Origin of the sequence: Desulfovibrio sp. UIB00, assembly GCF_022508225.1 — a bacterium.
GTDB lineage: Bacteria > Desulfobacterota > Desulfovibrionia > Desulfovibrionales > Desulfovibrionaceae > Desulfovibrio.
The window spans coordinates 180,248-201,391 of record NZ_JAETXJ010000004.1; the positions used below are offsets into that span (position 1 = coordinate 180,248).

General features: G+C 58.8%; 22 protein-coding genes. 20 read left to right on the top strand and 2 right to left on the bottom strand.

Annotated features, from left to right (window positions below):
* Positions 1-50: 50 nt before the first annotated feature.
* Entirely contained in the window at positions 51-2,147 is a 2,097-nt protein-coding gene (locus JMF94_RS08700) for a methyl-accepting chemotaxis protein (protein ID WP_240824725.1), read from the bottom strand.
* Between the two features lie 253 nt (positions 2,148-2,400).
* Positions 2,401-3,075 (bottom strand): sel1 repeat family protein, encoded by a 675-nt coding sequence (locus tag JMF94_RS08705; protein ID WP_240824726.1) that lies wholly within the window; start codon positions 3,073-3,075, stop codon positions 2,401-2,403.
* A 166-nt stretch (positions 3,076-3,241) separates the two neighbouring features.
* Here JMF94_RS08705 and JMF94_RS08710 point away from each other — a divergent pair, with 166 nt between their 5' ends.
* From JMF94_RS08710 to radC, 20 genes are all read left to right on the top strand, one after another.
* Positions 3,242-3,832 carry a hypothetical protein gene (locus tag JMF94_RS08710; protein WP_240824727.1) on the top strand — a complete coding sequence of 197 codons (591 nt, stop codon included), beginning with the start codon at positions 3,242-3,244 and terminating at the stop codon, positions 3,830-3,832.
* Positions 3,833-3,853: 21 nt separating this feature from the next.
* Positions 3,854-4,129, top strand: a complete 276-nt coding sequence (locus JMF94_RS08715) for a GIY-YIG nuclease family protein (RefSeq protein ID WP_240824728.1) — start codon at positions 3,854-3,856, stop codon at positions 4,127-4,129.
* On the top strand, positions 4,123-4,770 hold the full coding sequence (locus JMF94_RS08720; RefSeq protein ID WP_240824729.1) for a LysE family translocator: 648 nt from the start codon (positions 4,123-4,125) through the stop codon (positions 4,768-4,770). Before JMF94_RS08715 ends, JMF94_RS08720 begins: the two co-directional genes overlap by 7 nt.
* Before the next feature lie 43 nt (positions 4,771-4,813).
* The gene (gene bla, locus JMF94_RS08725; RefSeq protein WP_240824730.1) at positions 4,814-5,791 is read left to right on the top strand and encodes a class A beta-lactamase; all 978 of its coding nucleotides are present in this window, start codon (positions 4,814-4,816) and stop codon (positions 5,789-5,791) included.
* A gap of 46 nt (positions 5,792-5,837) precedes the next feature.
* Positions 5,838-6,407, top strand: coding sequence for a DUF177 domain-containing protein (locus JMF94_RS08730; RefSeq protein ID WP_240824731.1), 570 nt, complete (start codon positions 5,838-5,840; stop codon positions 6,405-6,407).
* Positions 6,408-6,514: 107 nt separating this feature from the next.
* Complete coding sequence (rpmF, locus tag JMF94_RS08735; protein WP_022658456.1) at positions 6,515-6,697, top strand: 50S ribosomal protein L32; 183 nt, start codon at positions 6,515-6,517, stop codon at positions 6,695-6,697.
* Positions 6,697-7,731, top strand: a complete 1,035-nt coding sequence (plsX, locus tag JMF94_RS08740) for a phosphate acyltransferase PlsX (protein ID WP_192111392.1) — start codon at positions 6,697-6,699, stop codon at positions 7,729-7,731. The genes rpmF and plsX overlap by 1 nt, the downstream gene beginning before the upstream one ends.
* Before the next feature lie 15 nt (positions 7,732-7,746).
* The gene (locus tag JMF94_RS08745) at positions 7,747-8,733 is read left to right on the top strand and encodes a beta-ketoacyl-ACP synthase III (protein ID WP_240824732.1); all 987 of its coding nucleotides are present in this window, start codon (positions 7,747-7,749) and stop codon (positions 8,731-8,733) included.
* A 164-nt stretch (positions 8,734-8,897) separates the two neighbouring features.
* A complete protein-coding gene (fabG, locus tag JMF94_RS08750) occupies positions 8,898-9,662 on the top strand; it encodes a 3-oxoacyl-[acyl-carrier-protein] reductase (protein WP_240824733.1) in 765 nt (254 codons plus the stop codon).
* Positions 9,663-9,731: 69 nt separating this feature from the next.
* Positions 9,732-9,965 carry an acyl carrier protein gene (gene acpP / locus JMF94_RS08755; protein WP_022658452.1) on the top strand — a complete coding sequence of 78 codons (234 nt, stop codon included), beginning with the start codon at positions 9,732-9,734 and terminating at the stop codon, positions 9,963-9,965.
* Between the two features lie 61 nt (positions 9,966-10,026).
* A complete protein-coding gene (gene fabF, locus JMF94_RS08760; protein ID WP_240824734.1) occupies positions 10,027-11,274 on the top strand; it encodes a beta-ketoacyl-ACP synthase II in 1,248 nt (415 codons plus the stop codon).
* Between the two features lie 92 nt (positions 11,275-11,366).
* Entirely contained in the window at positions 11,367-12,605 is a 1,239-nt protein-coding gene (gene glyA / locus JMF94_RS08765) for a serine hydroxymethyltransferase (RefSeq protein ID WP_240824735.1), read from the top strand.
* Positions 12,606-13,060: 455 nt separating this feature from the next.
* Complete coding sequence (locus JMF94_RS08770; protein ID WP_240824736.1) at positions 13,061-13,552, top strand: cytidine/deoxycytidylate deaminase family protein; 492 nt, start codon at positions 13,061-13,063, stop codon at positions 13,550-13,552.
* Positions 13,545-14,687 (top strand): bifunctional diaminohydroxyphosphoribosylaminopyrimidine deaminase/5-amino-6-(5-phosphoribosylamino)uracil reductase RibD, encoded by a 1,143-nt coding sequence (gene ribD, locus JMF94_RS08775; RefSeq protein WP_240824737.1) that lies wholly within the window; start codon positions 13,545-13,547, stop codon positions 14,685-14,687. Before JMF94_RS08770 ends, ribD begins: the two co-directional genes overlap by 8 nt.
* Positions 14,688-14,696: 9 nt before the next feature.
* Complete coding sequence (locus JMF94_RS08780) at positions 14,697-15,377, top strand: riboflavin synthase (RefSeq protein WP_240824738.1); 681 nt, start codon at positions 14,697-14,699, stop codon at positions 15,375-15,377.
* 77 nt (positions 15,378-15,454) lie between these two features.
* Entirely contained in the window at positions 15,455-15,925 is a 471-nt protein-coding gene (gene ribE / locus JMF94_RS08785) for a 6,7-dimethyl-8-ribityllumazine synthase (RefSeq protein WP_022658445.1), read from the top strand.
* 3 nt (positions 15,926-15,928) lie between these two features.
* Positions 15,929-16,426 (top strand): transcription antitermination factor NusB, encoded by a 498-nt coding sequence (gene nusB, locus JMF94_RS08790; protein WP_240824739.1) that lies wholly within the window; start codon positions 15,929-15,931, stop codon positions 16,424-16,426.
* 14 nt (positions 16,427-16,440) lie between these two features.
* A complete protein-coding gene (gene leuS / locus JMF94_RS08795; protein WP_240824740.1) occupies positions 16,441-18,963 on the top strand; it encodes a leucine--tRNA ligase in 2,523 nt (840 codons plus the stop codon).
* Positions 18,964-19,197: 234 nt separating this feature from the next.
* Positions 19,198-20,241: a DNA polymerase III subunit delta gene (locus JMF94_RS08800; RefSeq protein WP_240824741.1), complete on the top strand. Its 1,044-nt coding sequence runs from the start codon at positions 19,198-19,200 to the stop codon at positions 20,239-20,241.
* 187 nt (positions 20,242-20,428) lie between these two features.
* Complete coding sequence (radC, locus tag JMF94_RS08805; RefSeq protein ID WP_240824742.1) at positions 20,429-21,121, top strand: DNA repair protein RadC; 693 nt, start codon at positions 20,429-20,431, stop codon at positions 21,119-21,121.
* The last annotated feature ends 23 nt before the right edge of the window (positions 21,122-21,144 follow it).

Consider the following 21,144-nt stretch of genomic DNA (forward strand, 5'->3'; position numbering starts at 1 on the left):
GCCCGGCAACACTCCGCCGGGCTGCCCCTTTTCACAATATGCCGGGCACGCTATCCCCGCTTCATTTCTGCAATCAGGTCGCTCAAAGCCTTTGCCTGACGCGTAAGATCCGTCACAGCCTGAGCCGCTTCGTCCATGGCTCTGGCGGTCTGCATGGAAATATCGTTGATCTTCACAATGGTCTGGTTGATTTCTTCGCTGGTGGCAGACTGCTGCTCGCTGGCAGTGGCAATGGCGCGTACCTGATCTGCCGCAAGTTCCACACTGTCGACAATGTGGGTGAGCGCTTCGCCAGACTGCCCGGCAAAATCGGAGGCAACCTCCACCTGCCGCAAGGCAACTTCCATAACATCCACGCTCTTGGCCGTGCTGGTCTGGATGGCCTTGATGGCATTGCCCACATCATGCGTCGAGGCCATGGTTTTTTCTGCCAGCTTGCGCACTTCGTCTGCCACCACGGCAAAACCGCGCCCGGCATCGCCTGCACGTGCGGCCTCTATGGCGGCGTTGAGGGCCAGAAGGTTGGTCTGGTCGGCAATATCAGAGATCACGTTCATGATGCGGTTAATGGCCTGAGCGTGGTCGTTCAGTTCCGCCATGTCGCTCTTGAGCCCGTGCGAAATCTCGCGCACCTGTCCTATGCTTTGCAGGGACTGCTGCACAATGGTTGAACCGTTTTCGGCGCTGCTGCGCGTCTCCTCCGAGGTGGACGAAGCAGCCGAAGCATTGCGGGCCACTTCCTGCACCGTGGCGTTCATCTGGTTCATGGCTGTGGCCGCTTCAGTGAGGCGTTGCGCGGATTCGGAGGCAGCCTTCTCTGACTGCCCTATCTGCTCGGAAAGCCGCGCTGAAGCCGAAGCAAGAATATCCGCCACGCCTTCAAGCTGCCCCGCAGCTGCAAGCATGCCCTCTTTGCGCGCGTTTTCCGCCTGGATGGCGGCCTGCTCTGCGCGCTCGGTGGCTTGGCGGGCTTCTTCTGTGGCCTTGTGCGCCGCAGCGGTTTTTTCCTCGCTCTCGCCCAGCAGGCGCTTGATGTTGGCCATCATACGCTCCATGCCAAACGAAAGTACGCTGAACTCATCGCCTCTTTTTTCAGAGGTGCGCAGCAGCCGCTCCTCCTCTGCAGAGCATTCGAGCCTGCCGCCAGCAATGGCCTCGGCAATGCCGGAAAGCCCCCCCAGGAGGTGCACGATACTTCGCACACTTAAAAAGATGACGATGCCTACCACAAGAGCGCAAGCCACTGCCGTCAGCACGTTATTGACCAGCATGTCGCTGATGGGCTCGTAAAGAAGGGTTTTGTCCAGCTCCAGGCACAATATCCAGCCTTCATCGGGCATATCTGTATAGTACAGAATTTTTTCAAGCCCTTCGGCATTCACAAATTCAAGCCGACCCTTTTTGTTTTTGAGAATTTCCGCGACCCAGGCCGAGCCTGTTTCTTTTTGCCCGATGCGCTTCAGATCGGGGTGTTGTACAATCACCCCTTCCGTATTGATAACAAAAGCCAAGCCCACATCACCAAGATTAATCTTGTTTGTGGTGGCGTTGGCCAGCTTGTCGTTGTCTGTGCCCCCGTAAATGACGCCTACGACCTTGCCTTTGTCCTTAACGGGCATGCCAATAATGGTGGTCATTTTTTTGGTGGCCACGCTGACCAGCCCGACAGAGCTGACCACGCCCTTCATGCCGTTGATAAAATAGACGCGCTTTGAAAAATCTTCGCCAATGGTGCTGCTGAACTTCTGTGTGTCACCCCTTTTGCTGTGCATGACAACTTTGCCGTCAGGGGCAATAAGGCCGCATGTGGCAATATTGCTGTTCACATCGGTAAAGTTCTTGAGGGCGTCATGGGCGTGGAGAAAAAGCTCGTCGCTACGGTCAATGGGCGCGCCACTGGCGTAAGCTTCAAGAAAGAGACGAAGGCGGCGATTCTCGGCAATCTGGGCAAGCGCTTCCTTCATGGATACAAAGACGGCGTTCAGGCCCACTTCCTGCCCTTTCAGAATGGCCGCAATGTCCTGCCGGGTCTGCTTTCGCAATGCGTCTTCAGACATATGGTGGCTTATGCCAGCCACCAGGGCCAGGCCAAGCATGGACGGAATAAGGATGTACAGCGACATCTTCGTCAAAAGACCCAGCTTCATAGTGCCTCCCGGTACCTGACGCCCGTTCTGAAAAAAGGAGCAGTTTTCAGTTTTATCGTCATGTTTCGGATATGCAATAGGGCAAAACGCACTCATGCCTGTACAAGCCAAGACTAACGGATACCTCAGCATGAACGATTCCGACCTTCATGGCAATGGGCAGAGTCTGTTCAATGATTGCTTTAAAAAAAACAAGATGCCCCCGGTCAGGATAACTCGGGGGCATCGTCTTGCAATAAAGAAATGTTACCGTTTACGGCATGGTGTATACGCGTTCGGTATTAAAGATATTGCCTTCCTTTTCAAGCCCCTGAGCAGCGGCCTTGCTATACCACGCAGCGGCTTCAGACGGATTTACAGGCACGCCCACGCCAAATTCATAGCATGCGCCCACGTAACGCTGCGCCTGCGCAAAGCCTTGATCGGCGGAACGCTTGGCCCAGGCAAAGGACTGATCCGGATCCTTGGCAAACCCATACCGCCCCTGGCTGTAATAAAGCGCAATGTTGAACTGGGCTTCCGCATTGCCAGCAGTGGCGGCGCGGCTCATAAGATCGGCCACGGCGGTGTCGTTTTTGGGAACCCCGGCCCCCAGTTCATACAGGTAGCCCAACTGCACCTGCGCCTCGGCGTAATTCTGCTCAGCAGCTATGCGAAACCACTTGGCTGCGGTTTCCATATCCTGCGTCACGCCAAGGCCGTTTTCGTAGCAACGGCCCAGCAGCACCTGAGCGCGGGGATTGCCCTCGCTGGCCAGAGGCTGCACCATCTGCACAACCTTGTTGTATTGACCTATATTATAGGCAGTCCATGCCTCATCCAGCGTCTGCTCGGCGCTTTTGGCGGGAGCCGCCTGAACTGTAGCACCCATTCCTGAACCCAGGGCCAGCGCTGCGGCCAAAAGGATTACAGAACCTATTTTTTTCATAAACGTCTCCTTTGATTCCGGCTTTGCCGCCGGAGTTGCACGGCCAGACAGTAGTACCAGCGCGGGCTGTTGGCAAGCCACCCCTTGACGCCTTAGCTGGCAGAAGGCACAAACACAGCAGGCGCAGGGCTTGCCCAACCTTTTTTGCGCTCTGAGGAGATTTTGCATGACTGTTCCCCCAAACGGCCCTCGGCATGACCAACCCGATACTTCTGAACAGGCTGCGCTGCCCGAGGGTGAAGCGGGCAAAACGGGCGCGCCGCGCGTAGTTGACGTGGAAATTCTGCACGACCATGAAGACTCACGCAATGCCGGCCAGCATGCAACAGGGCAAGGCAACGGGTGGAATAGCGCCCCAGGCTTCGGCCCCTATGAGGATGGAGCAGGCACAGGTTCAGGCCAGGCAGAGTCTGAGCGTCAGGAGTACCGCAGCAGATTTTTTTACCAGGGAACCTTCGGCCAGGCCGGAGGCCTCGGCGGCATGAACCTTGGACGCGTGTGGATGGGCGGCAACGATCAGACAGGTTGCCTTGCAGCCAGTGTGACCTTTGCGCTCTTCATGGTCTGCCTTGCCCAGTTTGGTTTTCTTGCGGGCATCGGCTTTGTCTTCTTCCATATAATAGGCACGGTCATGGGCGTTATGCGCGATCTGCGGCAATTCAGCACAGGCCGCCTGCCCAATCCGTGGACATGGCGCATCGGCAACTGGGCTGTTTCCTTTCTGCTGACGGCATGGTTTGCCGGGGCCTTTGACTGAACCGCGCCGAGGTTACGCGCAATGTCTGACAGCCCTTGGCTCGTCTACCTGCTGGAGTGCGCTGACGGTACGCTGTATTGCGGCATCACCACAAATATTGAGCGCCGTCTGGGCCAGCACAATGGTCAGGTTCCCGGCGGGGCGCGCTACACGCAGGGGCGGCGGCCCGTGCGGCTCATTGCCAGCCGGGCCTGCAGCTGCAAAGGTGACGCGCTACGGCTTGAACTGGCCGTCAAATCGCGCCCGCGCGCCCAAAAACAACAATTTCTGCTTGCTGGAGAGTGTGTTTCATGCTGACGCCTGATGCAATGATGGCCTTTTTTGCCGCCGCCCTGCTGCTTGGCATTGCGCCCGGCCCGGACAATATCTTTGTGCTCACCCAGTCTGCTCTTTTTGGCGTAGGCGCTGGCATAATCACCACGCTAGGGCTTGTTACAGGCCTGTGCGTTCATACTACGGCAGTTGCACTGGGTGTTGCCGCCATTTTCCAGACCTCGGCCCTGGCCTTTACCCTGCTCAAAGTCGCGGGCGCGGGCTATCTGCTGTGGCTTGCATGGCTCTCGTTTCGCGCCGGGGCATCCACAGCCGCTGTGGCGGATGGAGCTTCCAGTAGCACTGGCAGCAACTTCCCCGGCTACATGACGCTCTATCGCCGGGGAATAGTGATGAATGTCACCAACCCCAAGGTTTCACTATTTTTTCTGGCATTCTTGCCGCAATTCTGCGACCCCGCTCGCGGTAGTGTGGCCTTGCAGGTGCTGAGCCTCGGCGGTCTTTTCATGCTGGCTACCATCGTGGTTTTCTGGACTGTGGCCGCCCTTGGGGGCCGTCTGGCCGTCTGGTTCAACCGCTCAAAGCGCGGGCAGATCATGATGCAACGTGTGGCGGGCTGCGTGTTTGTGGGGTTGGCTTCCGCCCTGCTGCTCAGCGGGCGCTGATGCGCAACGCGGGCTGCTCGTTTATAAATTTACAGGAGTGCTGATGTATTCACGCCCCCGCTACTCCCGCCGCTCTGTTCTGGCTGGCCTTTGCGCCCTGCCCGTTGCCATGTTTGGGGCCGCTATGGGCGCGCCAGTCATCAGTAGCGCACTGGCCGCTGCCAGCCCCGACATCAGCGCAAAATCCCAGCAAAAAATGCTGGCCGAGCTTGAGGCGTCAAGCGGCGGCAGGCTTGGCGTGGCGGCCAGTGTCAGCAATGGGGGCAACGTGTTGTCGTACCGTGGGAACGAACGCTTCCCCATGTGCAGCACATTCAAAGTGCTGGCGGCGTCAGCTGTTCTGCGGGACAAACCGGGCATTCTTGAACAGAGAATCCATTTTGCCAAAAGCGATATCCAACCATGGTCGCCCGTTACAGAAAAGCACCTTGAAGACGGCATGACGGTATCAGAATTGTGCGCGGCCATGCTCCAGCACAGCGACAATACGGCTGCCAACCTTGTGCTTGCCCAGTTGGGCGGCCCTGCGGGCTTGACCTCCATTGCCCGCAGCTTTGGCGACACCACGTTTCGCCTCGACCGCTGGGAGGTGGAGTTGAACACTGCCGTCCCCGGCGATGCGCGCGATACCACAACGCCCCTTGCCATGTGTCGCACCCTGAACGGTCTGCTTTGCGGCAACCTGCTGAAAGCGCCTGCCAGAAAGCAGCTCACAGACTGGATGCTGGGCTGCGCTACCGGGGCAGGACGCACTCCCGCTGGTGCGCCGCAGGGCTGGCGCTCGGCGCACAAAAGCGGCAGCGGAGAAAACGGCACCGCCAACGATGTGGGCGTACTGTTGCCGCCGAGCAATCCCGAACAGGCCACGACCCGCAGGGGCAAAAACAAGCCGCTGGTTGTGGCCCTCTACCTCACAGGATCAAAACTGACCGGGCCGGAAAACGACAAAATCCTTGCCCAGGCGACTCGCCTGGTCTGCGCCGCAGAAGGGCTTGCGACGCCGCTTGACAATATGTATTGACATGATTGACGAGCAAAGGTATGAAGTCCGACTTTCGAGGTATCACATGCAGAACTATCGCATTTCTCTCAATGACCTTTCCCCCGAGGGCAAGGAATTTACTCTGGACGACCCCGCCGTCTGGCAGGAACCCATGGAGGAATTCCACCTGGAATGCCGCGTGAGCAAACCGCTGTGCGCGCGCATTCTGGTTTTGCCCACGGACGGCGGCTGGCTTGTGCGTGGCACGCTTGAGGGAGAAGTTGTTCTGCCTTGCAGCCGTTGCGCGGAAGATTCCACCGTGACCATTGCCGCGCGCTTTGAAGATTTTGAGAGTCTTCCTGGCGGCAGCGATGATGAAGACCAAGAAGAAAGTTACGCCCCCCTGCCCGATATGGATGGCGTGACCGAAGGCCGCATCGTGTTTGAACGCAACGCCCCCATGCTGGATCTTGCCGCCATTTGCTGGGAAGAACTCATGCTGGCATTGCCCCCGACACCCCTTTGCCGCGATAACTGCAAAGGCCTGTGCGCCGGGTGCGGGGTTAATCTTAATGAAGGCATGTGCGCCTGCACGGAAGAAGAAGGCGACCCCCGCATGGCGGCATTGCGCGGCCTCACTCTGCACAAAAACTAGACAATCACAATTTTTTTTACTAATCTGCTGTGTCTTGCGGGCGGGCAAGTGCGCCAAGCCGCCCAAACCCGCACAAACATTCCGCAAGACAGGAAAAGGAGACTACCATGGCCGTTCAGCAAAATAAGAAATCCCGTTCCCGCAAGGGCATGCGCCGCTCCCATGATCGCGTGGCCGTGCCTGCCGTTATCTACTGCTCCTGCGGCGAACCCACCGTTCCGCACAGCGTGTGCCCCAACTGCGGTACCTACAAAGGCCGCCAGGTGATCGCCAAAAGCGAAAACGAATAATGAACGAGCGCCCCATCATTGCCGTGGACGCCATGGGCGGGGACTTTGGCCCCTCTGTGGTTGTGCCGGGAGCTATAGAAGCTGCAAGGCTTTATGATCTGCATGTCCAGCTTGTGGGCGACACCCCCAAGCTGGAGGCCGAGCTCGAAAAGCTCGATCTCACCAATGTGCATTTCGACATAGTTCATGCCGATGATGTGGTGCATATGAACGAAAAGCCTTCGGACATTCTGCGCCGCAAGAAAAACGCGTCCATCCAGGTGGCCTGCCGTCAGGTCAAGGATGGCGCGGCGGATGCTGTTGTCAGCGCCGGGCATTCCGGCGCTACGGTGGCTTGCGGCATGTTCATCATGGGGCGTTTGCCCGGGGTGGAGCGCCCTGCTCTTGCCACCTTGCTGCCCACGGAAAAAAATCCCGTGGTCGTGCTTGATGTGGGAGCAAATGTGGATTGCCGCCCCTATCATCTGTTCCAGTTCGGCCTCATGGGCGATGCGTTTGCCCGTGACCTGCTGGGCTATGCCTCCCCACGTGTGAGCATCCTCAGCATTGGCGAAGAAGAGGGCAAGGGCAACAGTCAGGTCAAGGAAGCCTACGACCTGCTTAAAATGGCCCAAAACCTCAACTTTGCGGGCAATGCCGAAGGGCGCGACATTTTTATCGGTAATATCGACGTGGTTGTCTGCGATGGTTTTGTCGGTAACGTGGTCGTTAAAATGAGCGAGGGGCTGGCGACCTCTCTGGTGCGCATGCTCAAGAAGGTGTTTACGTCCGGCGTGTTGCCCGCCATTGGCGGCATGCTGGCCAAAGGCGCTTTCAAACGCTTTGCCAGCACCATTGACTATGCAGAATACGGCGGCGCGCCCCTGCTGGGCCTTCAGGGTCTGGCCATTGTCTGCCACGGGCGCTCCAGCGCCAAGGCCATGACAAACGCCATCAAGATGAGCGGAACCTTTGTGCGCAAGGGAACCAGCAGCCGCCTCGGTGAAATAATTCTTGCCAACGAGGAACTCACACGTTTCTCCCGCGCTATATAACCCTACGGTATTTCTATGAATCCACTCTGTCATCTGCTCGCCTTGAGCGCCTATGTGCCGGATACGGTGCTGACCAATAGCGATCTCGCCAAGGTGGTGGACACCAATGACGAATGGATTGTTTCCCGCACCGGCATCAAACAGCGCCACAGGCTGAACGATGCGGAAAATGCCTCGGATCTCGGCCTCAAGGCCGCCCGCAAGGCGCTTGTGGATGCCGGAATGGACGCAGGGGAGCTCACCCATATAGTTGGTGCAACCTGCACCCCTGACGTGCTCTCTCCCTCCGTGGCCTGCATCATTGCCGGGCAGCTTGGCGCGGGCAAGGTCATGGCTTTTGACATCAGCGCGGCCTGCTCGGGCTTTCTGTACGGCCTTTCCATCTGCCGCGCCCTGCTGGCGCAGGATCCTGACGCCAAAATTCTTTTTGTCTGCACAGAGGCGCTTACCCGCCGCGTAAACTGGGCAGACCGTTCCACCTGCGTGCTTTTTGGCGATGCGGCCACGGCCTGCATTGTGAGCAGCGCTTCCAACAATGCCATGTCTTGCGTTGAAGACGTGGTTTGCCACAGCGACGGCGTGCAGCGCGACCTTATCGTGGTCGGCGGCGGCACCCGCTGCCAGTACGGCCTTGGCGAACCTGTTGGTGAAGACTTTTTCATCACCATGCAGGGCCGCGAAACGTACAAGCATGCAGTACGCAACATGGTGCACGTGTGCGAGGAAGTGCTTGCGCGCAACGGCCTTTCTGGCGCAGATGTGGACCTGCTGGTGCCGCATCAGGCAAATATGCGCATCATTGAAGCCGTGGGCAGCCGCCTTGAATTGACGGGCGATCGCGTGTTCACCAATGTGGAAAAATACGGCAACACATCTTCCGCCTCCATTCCCCTGGCACTGAGCGAAGCTCGTGCCCAAGGCCGCATTCGCCCCGGCAGCCGCGTTCTTATGACGGCTTTTGGCGCAGGCCTTACCTGGGGCGCCGCATTGTTACGCTTTTGAGGCAATACGCCTGCGGGATTGCCCCGCAGCACAGCGCCATGTATACTGAATTTCAGTCAGGCCAGGCCGTAAGCCGGGCAGCGCCGCTGCCAAAATAACGCAAAAAGGCGATCCCTGGGATACGGTCTCCTTTTTTACAGGACTCAGACAAAGGCGATATAAGCATGAGCACAGCGCAATCCTCCCCTGCAGCCGGACTGCCGACAGCCCTGGTTACCGGCGGTTCGCGCGGCATTGGCCGGGCCATTGCCCAAACCCTTGCCCGTGACGGCTTTCAGGTATTTCTCACCTACGTCAGCAAACCCGAAGAAGCGGAAAAAGTCGCGGCCGACATCTGCGCAGCTGGCGGCAAGGCCAAGGCCTTTGCCCTTGATGTCAGCAACAGCGAATCCGTGGCCGACTTTTTCGCTACCCAGATCAAAGACAAGGTTGATCTTGCGGTGCTGGTCAATAATGCCGGCATCACCAAGGACTGCGTTCTTATACGCATGAAGGACGAAGACTTCGACCGAGTTATCGCCGTCAACCTTCGCGGCGCGTTCGTCTGCACGCGCGAAGCCGCAAAAATCATGAGCAAGGCCCGCAAGGGGCGCATTGTTAATATTTCTTCCGTGGTGGGGCAGATGGGCAACGCGGGGCAGGCCAACTACGCTTCGGCCAAAGCCGCCCTGCTGGGGCTTACCAAGTCCTGCGCCAAAGAACTGGCCGCCCGCCAGATTACGGTCAACGCCGTAACGCCGGGTTTTATCGAAACGGACATGACCGCGACACTCAATGCCGACGTGCGGGCGAGCTACACAGACAGCATCCCGCTCAGACGCATGGGCAGCGCCGAAGATGTGGCAGAGGCCGTGGCTTTTCTTGCTTCGGACAAGGCGGCCTACATCACCGGGCAGGTGCTGGGAGTGAACGGCGGCATGTACTGCTAGGCATTTACTACGGAAGACACCCGGCCAGGGCCGGGGTTAAGCAGACCACTAATTTATCTGGAGGATACCATGTCTGACGTTACTGAAAAAGTTACAAAAATCATCATTGACCAGCTCGGCGTGACCGCTGAAGAAGTGAAGCCCGCAGCTTCCTTTGTGGAAGACCTCGGCGCCGACTCCCTTGACCTGACCGAACTGATCATGGCCATGGAAGAAGAATTCGACATCGAAATCGCCGACGACGACGCCCAGAAGATCCTGAAAGTTCAGGATGCCATCAGCTACATCGAAAACAAGCAGTAATAGCGCTTGTTATAGTATATGCAGCGCGGGGGGGTCTGCCCCCCGCCTCAAAGGAGCATGCATGACCCGTCCCCGCGTAGTAATCACCGGCATAGGCGGCGTTACGCCCCTCGCCAATGATATTGAGAGCACCTGGAAAAAACTGCTCGCAGGCGAGTCGGGCATCGCGCCCATCACGCTTTTTGACGCCTCCGCCTACGATTCCCGCATTGCCGGTGAAGTGAAAAACTTCGTCGCCGAAGACTATATGCCCATGAAGCAGGCTCGGCGCATGGATCGCTTCACCCAGTTTGCAGTGGCCTCTGCCAAGATGCTGCTTGAAGACGCCAAGTACGAGATCACCGATGCCAACGCTTACGATACGGGCGTGATCCTCGGTATCGGCCTGGGCGGCCTGCATACCATCGAAACCTACCACGCCAAGCTGCTGGAATCCGGGCCTCACAAAATTTCGCCCTTCATGATCCCCATGCTGATTTCCAACATGGGGCCGGGACAGATTTCCATCTTCACCGGCGCCAAGGGTTCTAACATCGTCACCACAACGGCCTGCGCCTCTGCCATCCACGCTCTTGGCACCGCCTACAGCGAAATGGTTCTGGGCCGCGCGACCGCAGTTATTTCCGGCGGTGTTGAAGCCACGGTTACACCTCTTGGCGTGGCCGGTTTTACGGCTCTCAAGGCCCTCTCGACCCAGTTCAATGATGAGCCTTCCCGCGCATCCCGGCCCTTTGCTGCCAATCGCGATGGTTTTGTCATCGGCGAAGGCGCAGGCCTGCTGCTGCTGGAAACGCTGGAATCCGCGCAGGCGCGCGGTGCCAAAATTTATGCGGAAATGGTGGGTTACGGCGCGTCTGGCGATGCCTACCACATGACCGCCCCCCGCGACGACGGCGAGGGCATGGCCCGCGCCATGCAGAACGCACTGCGCGAAGCTGGCATTGACGCTTCGGCCATTGGTCACATTAATGCCCACGCCACGTCCACCATGCTGAACGACAGCACGGAAACCAAGGCCATCAAGACCGTTTTTGGCGCGCATGCCAAGAATGTCAAAATTTCGGCCACCAAATCCATGACCGGGCATCTGCTTGGCGCGGCTGGCGGTATTGAATCCGTCTTCACGGCCCTTGCCCTGCATGACGAAATGCTGCCCGGCACCATTAACCTTGAAAACCCCGATCCCGCATGTGATCTCGATTACATGGCCGACGGCTCCAAGCACATCGCCTGCGAATACGCCATGTGCAACTCCTTCGGCTTTGGCGGCACCAATGCCAGCGTGATCTTCAAGAAGTGGCAACAGTAGCCGACAGTTTTTACTCGGCCTCTGCCCTCTCTGTTTGACAATCATCTGCCCGCCGTTGTGGCGGGCAGAACATTTCAAAAGGATGCGACGTCATGGACGAAATCCTGCTGCAAGACCCGGAACTGGCGCGAGCCATCACGCTTGAATCCGACCGTCAGATGAGCAAGCTTGAGCTCATCGCTTCTGAAAACTTTGTTTCCCGCGCCGTGCGCGAAGCTCAGGGCAGCGTGCTGACCCACAAGTACGCCGAAGGCTATCCCGGCAAGCGCTACTACGGCGGCTGCGAATATGTGGATATAGCCGAGACCCTGGCGCAGGATCGCGCCAAACAGCTTTTCAACTGCGAATACGTGAACGTGCAGCCGCACTCCGGCTCGCAGGCCAACATGGCCGCCTACCTCGCTTTTCTGAAGCCCGGCGACACCATCCTTGGCATGAACCTTTCGCACGGCGGGCACCTTACCCATGGCAGCCCGGTGAACTTCTCTGGCCGCCTGTTCAACATCGTTTCTTACGGCGTGCAGCGCGAGACGGGCCGCATAGATTATGACGAAGTCGCCGCCCTGGCGCGCGAGCACAAGCCCAACGCCATCGTTGCCGGCGCAAGCGCCTACCCCCGCGCCATTGATTTTGCCCGTTTCCGCCAGATCGCTGACGAAGTCGGCGCCAAGCTGGTGGTGGATATGGCGCACATCGCTGGCCTTGTGGCCGCCGGTCTGCACCAGAGCCCGCTTTCTTACGCCCACATCACCACCACGACCACGCACAAAACCCTGCGCGGTCCCCGTGGCGGCATGATTCTTTCTACCGAAGATATGGGCAAGACCCTGAACAGCCAGATTTTCCCCGGCATTCAGGGCGGCCCCCTCATGCACGTCATTGCTGCCAAGGCTGTGGCCTTTGGCGAAGCCCTGCGCCCCGCTTTCAAAACATACCAGCAGCGCGTGGTAACCAACGCCGCCGTACTTGCCAAGTATCTTATGGATGCCGGGTACGACCTTGTTTCCGGCGGTACGGACAACCACCTGATGCTGGTTGACCTGACCAACAAGGACGTCACGGGCAAGGACGCGGAACACGCACTTGATCAGGCGGGCATCACCGTGAACAAGAACACGGTACCCTTTGAAACCCGTTCGCCCTTTGTGACCTCTGGCGTGCGCCTTGGCACTGCCGCCCTGACCACGCGCGGCATGAAGGAAGACGACATGCGCACCGTGGGCGCGTTCATCGTGGAAGCCATTGAAAAGCGCGAGGACGCCGCCGTTCTTGAAAAGATCAGCAAGAACGTTGAAGAATTTGCGCGTCAGTTCCCGCTATTCGCCTGGTAACGGGCTGATTTTCGGGCGGTTTTTCTGACGCTTCGGCCTCGCAGGAACTTCGGGGCTGGTACCGGAAAAACCGCCAGATATAATCATAGAGGGGCTGCGCCCCCTTTGACAAAGCCCCGGTTTTGAGAAAAACAGGGGCTTTGCCTTGCGCAGACAGGCAGTTAAAAACAGCTGTTTCACAGCAGGAATGCACGGCCGATGCAGCGGGGGCGACCGGAACCGCAAGTGCTGCCTGACGCAGCATCACGGCAAAATAGCCTCGACCCTGCCTGTCGCGGATATTTTGACGTCAGGCAAGGAAGGCAAGGGCGCGGTGATGGGAGCGTACTCTTCTGGTACGCGACCGGAACCGCAAGTGCTGCCTGACGCAGCATCACGGCAAAATAGCCCGACAGGCAACTTGGCATTTTCACCAGCCGCCTGTACACTACCACCAATCAACATACGGGTGTGTTATGCAGCGAATGCCGTGGCCGGAATATTTTATGAACATCACGTACCTGGTGAGCGGGCGTTCTACGTGCACGCGGCGCAAGGTGGGCGCGGTGGCGGTTAAGGACAAGCGCATTTTAGCCACGGGATACAACGGGGCTCCGGCGGGGGTTCCGCACTGCCTTGAGGTGGGATGCTTGCGTACGCAGCTGGGCATTCCTTCGGGGCAGAGGCACGAGATATGCCGGGGGCTGCATGCGGAGCAGAATGTCATTATTCAGGCTGCCGTGCATGGCATCAATATCAGTGGCGCAGAGATTTATTGCACGACGCACCCTTGTGTGCTGTGCAGCAAGATGTTGATAAATTGCGGCATACGCCACATTTATTATGCGGAATATTACCCTGACGAGCTTGCGGAGCAGATGCTCAAGGAAGCCGGGGTCATTGCGGAAAAGCTAGATTTTGCACCGCCTGTTATCAGCGCCCAAGCCGGAGTAGACTACCATGTCTGAACTGGATTTTGTTCCCTTTATGCGTGAAGCCATTGACCTTGCAGAAAAAGGTCGGTGGTATGCCTGCCCCAACCCCACGGTGGGGGCGGTACTGGTGCGCGATGGGCAGATTGTGGCTCGGGGCTGGCACCACGCCGCCGGAGAGGATCATGCTGAAGTGGACTGCATCAAGGATGCGGCCTCGCGCGGCGTAAATCCGGCGGAGTGCACCCTGGTTGTCACGCTTGAACCGTGCTGCCATCAGGGCAAAACGCCCCCCTGCACCGAAGCCATCAAGGCTGCGGGCATCAAAAAGGTGGTCGTGGGCCTTGCGGACATCAATCCAGTTGCCTGCGGCGGCGCTTGCCAGCTGCGCGAAAGCGGCGTCGAAGTTATTGAAGGCGTCTGCGAGCAGGAATGCCGCGATCTTGTGGCCGATTTTCTGATCTGGCAGCAGCACAAGCGCCCCTACGTCATGCTGAAAATGGCCGCCACCCTTGACGGACGCATCGCCACCCGCAAGGGCCAGTCCAAGTGGATAAGCTGCGATAAATCCAGAGAAGAAGTGCAGGAACTGCGCGCGGGCATTGGCCTGTGCGGTGGCGCCATCCTTGTGGGCGGCGGCACCTTTCGCACCGACAACCCGCAGCTTACCGTGCGGGGCGAAAATGCCGGGCCGCAGCCTCTGGCCTGCGTGCTTACCTCACGCCTGCCCCAGCCAGATGCCGATTTTCACCTACTGAAAGACCGCCCGGAACAGACCGTTTTTATGGTTTCGCCCGCTGCGGCGGCCTCCACCACGGCCAAGGCCCTGCGCGACATCGGCGTAAGAGTTCTGGCGCTTGGCCCCGGCATGCACGGCGGGCCGGATTTTCCCAATCTGCTGCGCGCCGTATGGGAAGAACTGAACTGCCCCTACATGCTTTGCGAAGGCGGCGGGCATCTGGCCCTGAGCCTGCTGGAAGCGGGCCTTGTGGACGACTTCCGCCTGCACCTTGCGCCCATGATTCTTGGCGACGAAGACGCCCTGCCGCTCTTTTCCGGTCGCGCGCCCCTGAGCCTGGAAGACGCACTGCGCATGCGCGTGAGCAATACGCACCTGTGCGGCGAAGACATACATATTCACCTGCGGCCTCTTGAAGCCGCCAAGGCTTAGGCGGGCTGCATGTTTACCGGCATTATCCAGGGTCAGGGCGAGGTTCTCGCCCTGCGCGACTCCGGCACGGAACGCAGGTTCACCCTGCGCCCCCTGTTCAGTCTGCCCTCCATAGTCGATGGCGAATCCATTGCCGTCAACGGCGCATGCCTTTCTGTGGAAACCCACGGCGAAGGCGTGTTCACAGCCTACGCCTCCACAGAAACACTCTCGCGTACCACGTTGGGCAGGCTCAAGACCGGCGACAGCGTGAACATGGAACGGGCGCTGGCCTTGGGCGACCGACTTGGCGGGCATCTGGTGAGCGGGCATGTGGATTGCCTTGCTACGGTGCGCAGCGTTACGGGCGCGGGCCAGTCGCTGTGCTGCCGTCTTGCCTTTCCCAAGGAATACGGGGTGGAGGTCATTGCCAAGGGCTCTGTGGCCCTTGACGGCATCAGCCTTACCATCAATGATTGCGGGCCTGATTTTCTTGAGGTCAACATCATTCCCGATACGCAGAAGCGTACCACCATGCGCAACTGGCGGCCGGGAACGCTGGTGAATATGGAAACCGACCTCATCGGCAAATATGTACGCAGCCTTTTGGGGGCATGGGCTCCAGGCGGCAAGAGCCCGGCTGAGCAAACTGTCGCCGCGCAGACCAGCGGGTTGAGCCGCGATATGCTCTTGCGCAACGGCTTTATCTGAACATTTCCGCTTACAGAAATATTACAAAAAAACGCGTTAGCGCGCGGGCACTTGCGCAAACGCGCCAAGGAGTTGCCATGAGCACTGTTACCACCATCGCCGGACAGTTGGACGCCAAAGGCCTCAAGATCGCCATTGTGGCCACCCGTTTCAACGATTTTATCGTAGATCGCCTTGTGGGCGGCGCGCAGGACTATCTGGAACGTCACGGCCTTGATACCGCCAACATCACCATTGTGCGTATTCCCGGGGCATTTGAAATGCCGCTGGTCTGCCAGAAGCTGGTCAATTCCGGCAAGTATGACGGCGTGTTGGCGCTTGGCGCGGTTATTCGCGGCGGCACCCCCCACTTCGACTACGTGTGCGCCGAGGCCAGCAAGGGCATTGCCCAGGCCATGATGCATTCCGGCGTTCCCATCGGCTTTGGCCTGCTGACCTGCGACACCATTGAACAGGCCATTGAACGCGCAGGTTCCAAGGGCGGCAACAAGGGCGTGGAAGCAGCGGCAGCCATGCTGGAAACCATCCGCGTTATGGAGCAGTTGTAACCCATGGCAAAAGCCAAATCAGCCACACGCCGCGGCGAACGCGAACTGGCCTTTCAGGTTCTGTACGGCCTTTCCTTCACCCCGGCCCGTGATATTGACGATCTGCGGCGCATCTTTCGCATTTCTCCGGACTATCTTGCCCGCTGGGAAGGTCAGGAACCGCCCAGCCATCCCTCTGGCTTTGCCTGGGAACTGGTGGCAGGCGTGTGGAGCAAGAGCGACGAGCTGGACGCAGCCATCACCAATTTTTCCCGCAACTGGCGCGTTGACCGCATGGGCCGTGTGGAACTGACCCTGCTGCGCCTTGCCGTTTTTGAAATCATGTACCGCAATGATGTGCCGCCCAAGGTTGCCATCAACGAGGCGCTGGAACTCAGCCGCCAGTTTGGCGAAGGCAACGCCAAGAGCTTTATCAACGGCATTCTTGATGCCGTGGCCAAGGCTCTGGAAACCGGCGGAATCTCCCGGCCCGCTGCCGATCCTTCAACCATATCCGAGTAATCCGGTAAAGCCCCATGACGCACGAACGCTATAATCCGCAAGCTATCGAAGAAAAGTGGCAGTCTCGCTGGCAGGCCGAAAACGCTTTTGCCTGCACCCACAAGAGCAACAAGCCCAAGTATTACGTGCTTGAAATGTTCCCCTATCCTTCGGGCAATATCCATATGGGCCATGTGCGCAACTACGCCATTGGCGATGTGGTGGCGCGCAGCAAGCGCATGCAGGGCTTCAACGTGCTGCACCCAATGGGGTGGGACGCCTTTGGCCTGCCTGCGGAAAACGCGGCCATCAAAAACAATACCCATCCCGCCAAGTGGACCTACGCCAACATTGACAACATGCGGGCGCAGCAGAAACGTCTGGGATATTCATACGACTGGGATCGCGAGATCGCCACCTGCCGCCCCGAGTACTACCGCTGGGAGCAGATGTTCTTTCTGCGCCTGCTGGAAAAAGGGCTCGTGTACCGCAAAAAGGCAGCGCAGAACTGGTGCCCCTCGTGCCACACGGTTCTCGCCAACGAGCAGGTAGTCGATGGCCTTTGCTGGCGCTGCGACAGCCGCGTGGAGCAGAAGGATCTGACCCAGTGGTTCCTCAAGATCACTGCCTACGGCGATGAACTGCTGCAAGACCTGCAAAGCCTTGAAGGCGACTGGCCCGACCGAGTTATTGCCATGCAGCGGAACTGGATTGGCAAATCCATAGGCGCGGCCATCACTTTTGGTCTGGAAAACCCGGCTCTCAAGGCAGAAGGCGTCACGGGCATAGACGTGTTCACCACGCGGCCCGACACGCTCTTTGGCGTGACCTTCATGACGCTGGCCCCCGAGCACCCGCTGGTGGAAAAGCTCATTGAAGGCTACGAAAAAGCCGATGAAGTGCGCGCCTTTGTGGAGCGCATCCGCAATATGGACCGCATCGACCGCCAGTCTGATTCGCTGGAAAAAGAAGGCATCTTCACTGGTGCCTACGCCGTGCATCCCTTTACCGGGCAGCGCGTGCCGCTGTGGCTGGGCAACTTTGTTCTGGCTGATTACGGCACGGGCGCGGTCATGGGCGTGCCCGCCCACGACCAACGCGATTTTGAATTTGCCCGCAAATACGGCCTGCCCGTGCGCGTGGTCATCAGCCCCAAGGATGAGCAGATTGCTCCTGAAACCATGACCGAAGCCTACACCGCTGAAGGTTTCATGGTTAATTCCGGCTCATTTGACGGCACCGCCAACGAAGACGGCAAAAAGGCCGTGGCTCAGGCGCTGGAAAAGGAAGGTAAAGGCAAGGCCACCACGCAGTTCCGCCTGCGCGACTGGAACATTTCGCGCCAGCGCTACTGGGGCGCGCCCATCCCCGTTATTTACTGCGACAAGTGCGGCGTGGTGCCTGAAAAGGAAGAAAACCTGCCCGTGCTGCTGCCCATGGACGTAAAAATCCGCGAAGACGGGCGCTCTCCCCTGCCGGAAACGCCGGAATTCGCCTCGTGCACCTGCCCCAAGTGCGGCGGAACAGCCCGGCGTGAAACCGATACCATGGATACCTTTGTGGAATCCTCGTGGTACTTCGCCCGCTACACCAGCGCCCGCAAGGAAGACGGCCCCTTTGACGCGGAGGCCCTCAAGTACTGGCTGCCCGTTGACCAGTACATCGGCGGCGTGGAGCACGCCATTCTGCATCTGCTCTACTCGCGTTTTTTCACCAAGGTGCTTCGCGATCTGGGCTTTTTTCCTGCCGAGCTCAACGAGCCTTTCGCCAACCTGCTCACCCAGGGCATGGTGCTGAAAGACGGCAGCAAGATGTCCAAATCCAAGGGCAACGTGGTTGCGCCTTCTGACATGATCGCCAAGTACGGCGCGGATACGGTGCGCCTGTTCTGCCTCTTTGCCGCGCCCGCTGAACGCGACTTTGACTGGTCGGATTCCGGCATTGAAGGCGCATCGCGCTTTATTGGCCGGGTGTGGCGTCTTTTTGATGAAGAAAAGGATCGTCTGTTGCCCCTCAAGGCCTGCCAGTCCACGGCTGAGGACGCTCAGAGCGAGGAAGCCCGCGACCTGCGCCGCCGCGAACACCTTACGGTCAAGAAATGCAGCGAAGACATGGGCGACCGCTTCCAGTTCAATACGGCCATTGCCGCCGTCATGGAACTGGTCAACGCCATGTATCTTTCGCGCGAAAAGCTCGGCGTCACTGAAGGCGACCGCCGCGTGTTCTCTTCGGCCATGGCTTCCGTGCTCACGTTGCTTTCGCCCATCACGCCCCATGTTTGCGAAGAGCTGTGGCAGCACCTGGGGCATGGCACCCAGCTTGCCAGCGAGCTTCTGCCCAAGTGGGACGATGCCGCTACCGTTCAGGATATGCTCACCGTGGCCCTTCAGGTCAACGGCAAGCTGCGCGGCACAGTGCAGATTCCTGCAGCGGCGGACAAAGTCGCCATGGAACAGGCCGCCCTTGCTGATTCCTCCGTGCAGCGCCACATTGACGGCCTGACAGTCCGCAAGGTGGTGGTGGTTCCCGGAAAACTGGTCAACATCGTTGCCAACTAATTGATTATCATGGCGGAAGGGGCTGTTTTTCGCAGATGAAAAACGCCCCTTCCGCCTGTATACCCCTTCCCCGTTCCCCCTTTTGTACCTATACTGACAGCGTTGGCAGTTTCACCAGATGACGAACCTGGATTTACGGGATTTATTCCAAGGCGGAATTTATTCCGGACGGGTTTTATTCCGAGGCTGCTACGGCAGTCTTTTTTTTATCAATTTTCAGAACCATGGAACATCATGAGCGCGGCACATCCAGGATTCAGTTTTCTTGTATGCCCTGACGGGCAGTTGCTGCGCGCGCGCATGGAGCAGCTGCTTTCTTCCTTTCCGCCCGCCAGCGGGCAATGGGAACGGCACGTCTACTGGGGCGACGAGGAACCCTCGCCGCGCTTCTGGGAGCAGCTCACCCTGCAAGGCCTGTTCGGCGCGCCGCGTGTGCTGGTGGTGCGGCAGGCCAACCTGTGGCCCGCAGCGGTGTGGAAAAAGGTATCGCATGCGCTGGCCCGGCCCTCGGAACAATGCTGGCCTTTTTTTTGTATGGAAGTGGCCTGGGACAAAGGCCAGCCAAAGATTCCCGCGCACATTGCCAAGCTGCGCTGCATGGCCTTTGCCGATCAGCAAGGCTGGATATGGCGGCAGGACGGCCTGAACGAAAGGGCGGTCAAAAAGCACGTGCTGCAACGCTCCCACGAAATGGGGCTGCGCTTTGAACAGGACGCACTGGAGCAGTTCTGCGCATCTGTGCCGCCCGATGCCTTGGCCATTGAAAACGAGTTGATCAAGCTGCAACTGCTGCGCAATACCGCGCAGGATGTTGCCCGGGAAAAATCACAGGCAGATTCTCACGGGGCGGATCACCTTCCCGACCAGGGCACCATTACCCTGGCCATGACTGCCACGGCTTCGTGGAATCCAGAGTGCAATGTCTTTGACTGCATCCGGCACATGGAGGCAGGCAACCTCACCGCCGTGTGGAAGGAACTTTCCCGCAGTCAGGACGGAGACAGCCTGCTGTTTTCTTTGCTGGCCCTGCTGGCGCGCGAACTGCGCCTGCTCTGGCAACTGTGGGCGGGCGAAAAGGTGCGCGTGCATCCCAACGAGGCCTCCTTTAAAAAGCAGTTGGCAACCCGACTCGGCCCCTCGGTGCTTGCGGAGTGCATGTCCACTGTTATGGATGCGGAGTTGCAGGTAAAGAGCGGCCGCCGATCGCCAAGCCAGAGCCTGGACTACCTTGCGGCACGTATGACAGACCTGTTTGCCGCAGGCCGCACCCGCGCCTGACGTAAAGCCGCAGGCAGAACATCGCCGCGCCAGCCATGGACGGAGCAAATGCAACCATTGCGGCCCATATTCCGTTGCGGCCCGCTTTTATCATGTTCGCTCACGTAAAAAACGGCAAAGGATTTGCGGGAATGCATGCGCCTTTATCCGCCCGCCCCCTTGCGCAACCTCCAAGACTGCTTATTTTATGACAGCAAAGCCAACATCCACCCCGCCCACAAGCCTCGGGCATCGTGAGCGGCTGCGGCAAAGACTGGAACTGGAACCCACGGCAGTGGCGGATTATGAAGTGCTGGAGCTGCTTCTGGGATATGGCCTGACGCGCAAGGACACAAAGCCCCTCGCCAAGGAACTGATACAGAAGTTTGGCAGCATTCGAGGTGCGCTGGACGCAAGGCCAGACGAACTCTTGCAGGTGCCCGGTTTCGGGCCGGGATTGCTCGCCTTATGGCGTGTTTTGGGCGAAACGCGGGCGCGCTACGCCGCAGCAGATCTGCGGCAAAAGGAAGTTCTGGCAACCCCGGAGGCCGTGGCCCGCATGGCGCAGGCCCGGCTTGGCACAAGCCCCCACGAGGAATGCTGGCTGGCGCTGGTAGACAGGCGCAACCGCCTCATGGCCTGGGAGCGCCTGCGCAGAGGCGGCATTGCAGAAGTTTCAATCTACCCAAGGGACGTTCTTGAAGCGGCCCTGTTCCGAAAGGCAAGCGGCATAATCTTGGTGCACAACCACCCCGGCGGCAATCCGGGGCCTTCGCAGGAAGACCGCCTGCTGACAGAAGAACTGCAAAGACTGGCGCCCCGTATGGGGCTGCGCTTTCTGGATCACGTCATCGTTACGGATGGAGACTGCTACAGCATAACGCAATCGCAACGCATTTGAATCGAAAGCAGTCGGGGAGAATA

Coding starts and splice junctions, on each gene's coding strand:
- JMF94_RS08720 (WP_240824729.1), top strand. CDS start 4,123: ATGCTGACGCCTGATGCAATGATGGCCTTTTTTGCCGCCGCCCTGCTG.
- JMF94_RS08770 (WP_240824736.1), top strand. CDS start 13,061: ATGCAGCGAATGCCGTGGCCGGAATATTTTATGAACATCACGTACCTG.
- fabF (WP_240824734.1), top strand. CDS start 10,027: ATGACCCGTCCCCGCGTAGTAATCACCGGCATAGGCGGCGTTACGCCC.
- ribE (WP_022658445.1), top strand. CDS start 15,455: ATGAGCACTGTTACCACCATCGCCGGACAGTTGGACGCCAAAGGCCTC.
- glyA (WP_240824735.1), top strand. CDS start 11,367: ATGGACGAAATCCTGCTGCAAGACCCGGAACTGGCGCGAGCCATCACG.
- JMF94_RS08800 (WP_240824741.1), top strand. CDS start 19,198: ATGAGCGCGGCACATCCAGGATTCAGTTTTCTTGTATGCCCTGACGGG.
- rpmF (WP_022658456.1), top strand. CDS start 6,515: ATGGCCGTTCAGCAAAATAAGAAATCCCGTTCCCGCAAGGGCATGCGC.
- JMF94_RS08705 (WP_240824726.1), bottom strand. CDS start 3,075: ATGAAAAAAATAGGTTCTGTAATCCTTTTGGCCGCAGCGCTGGCCCTG.
- fabG (WP_240824733.1), top strand. CDS start 8,898: ATGAGCACAGCGCAATCCTCCCCTGCAGCCGGACTGCCGACAGCCCTG.
- bla (WP_240824730.1), top strand. CDS start 4,814: ATGTATTCACGCCCCCGCTACTCCCGCCGCTCTGTTCTGGCTGGCCTT.
- leuS (WP_240824740.1), top strand. CDS start 16,441: ATGACGCACGAACGCTATAATCCGCAAGCTATCGAAGAAAAGTGGCAG.
- JMF94_RS08715 (WP_240824728.1), top strand. CDS start 3,854: ATGTCTGACAGCCCTTGGCTCGTCTACCTGCTGGAGTGCGCTGACGGT.
- JMF94_RS08745 (WP_240824732.1), top strand. CDS start 7,747: ATGAATCCACTCTGTCATCTGCTCGCCTTGAGCGCCTATGTGCCGGAT.
- acpP (WP_022658452.1), top strand. CDS start 9,732: ATGTCTGACGTTACTGAAAAAGTTACAAAAATCATCATTGACCAGCTC.
- plsX (WP_192111392.1), top strand. CDS start 6,697: ATGAACGAGCGCCCCATCATTGCCGTGGACGCCATGGGCGGGGACTTT.
- JMF94_RS08730 (WP_240824731.1), top strand. CDS start 5,838: ATGCAGAACTATCGCATTTCTCTCAATGACCTTTCCCCCGAGGGCAAG.
- JMF94_RS08700 (WP_240824725.1), bottom strand. CDS start 2,147: ATGAAGCTGGGTCTTTTGACGAAGATGTCGCTGTACATCCTTATTCCG.
- JMF94_RS08780 (WP_240824738.1), top strand. CDS start 14,697: ATGTTTACCGGCATTATCCAGGGTCAGGGCGAGGTTCTCGCCCTGCGC.
- ribD (WP_240824737.1), top strand. CDS start 13,545: ATGTCTGAACTGGATTTTGTTCCCTTTATGCGTGAAGCCATTGACCTT.
- radC (WP_240824742.1), top strand. CDS start 20,429: ATGACAGCAAAGCCAACATCCACCCCGCCCACAAGCCTCGGGCATCGT.
- JMF94_RS08710 (WP_240824727.1), top strand. CDS start 3,242: ATGACTGTTCCCCCAAACGGCCCTCGGCATGACCAACCCGATACTTCT.
- nusB (WP_240824739.1), top strand. CDS start 15,929: ATGGCAAAAGCCAAATCAGCCACACGCCGCGGCGAACGCGAACTGGCC.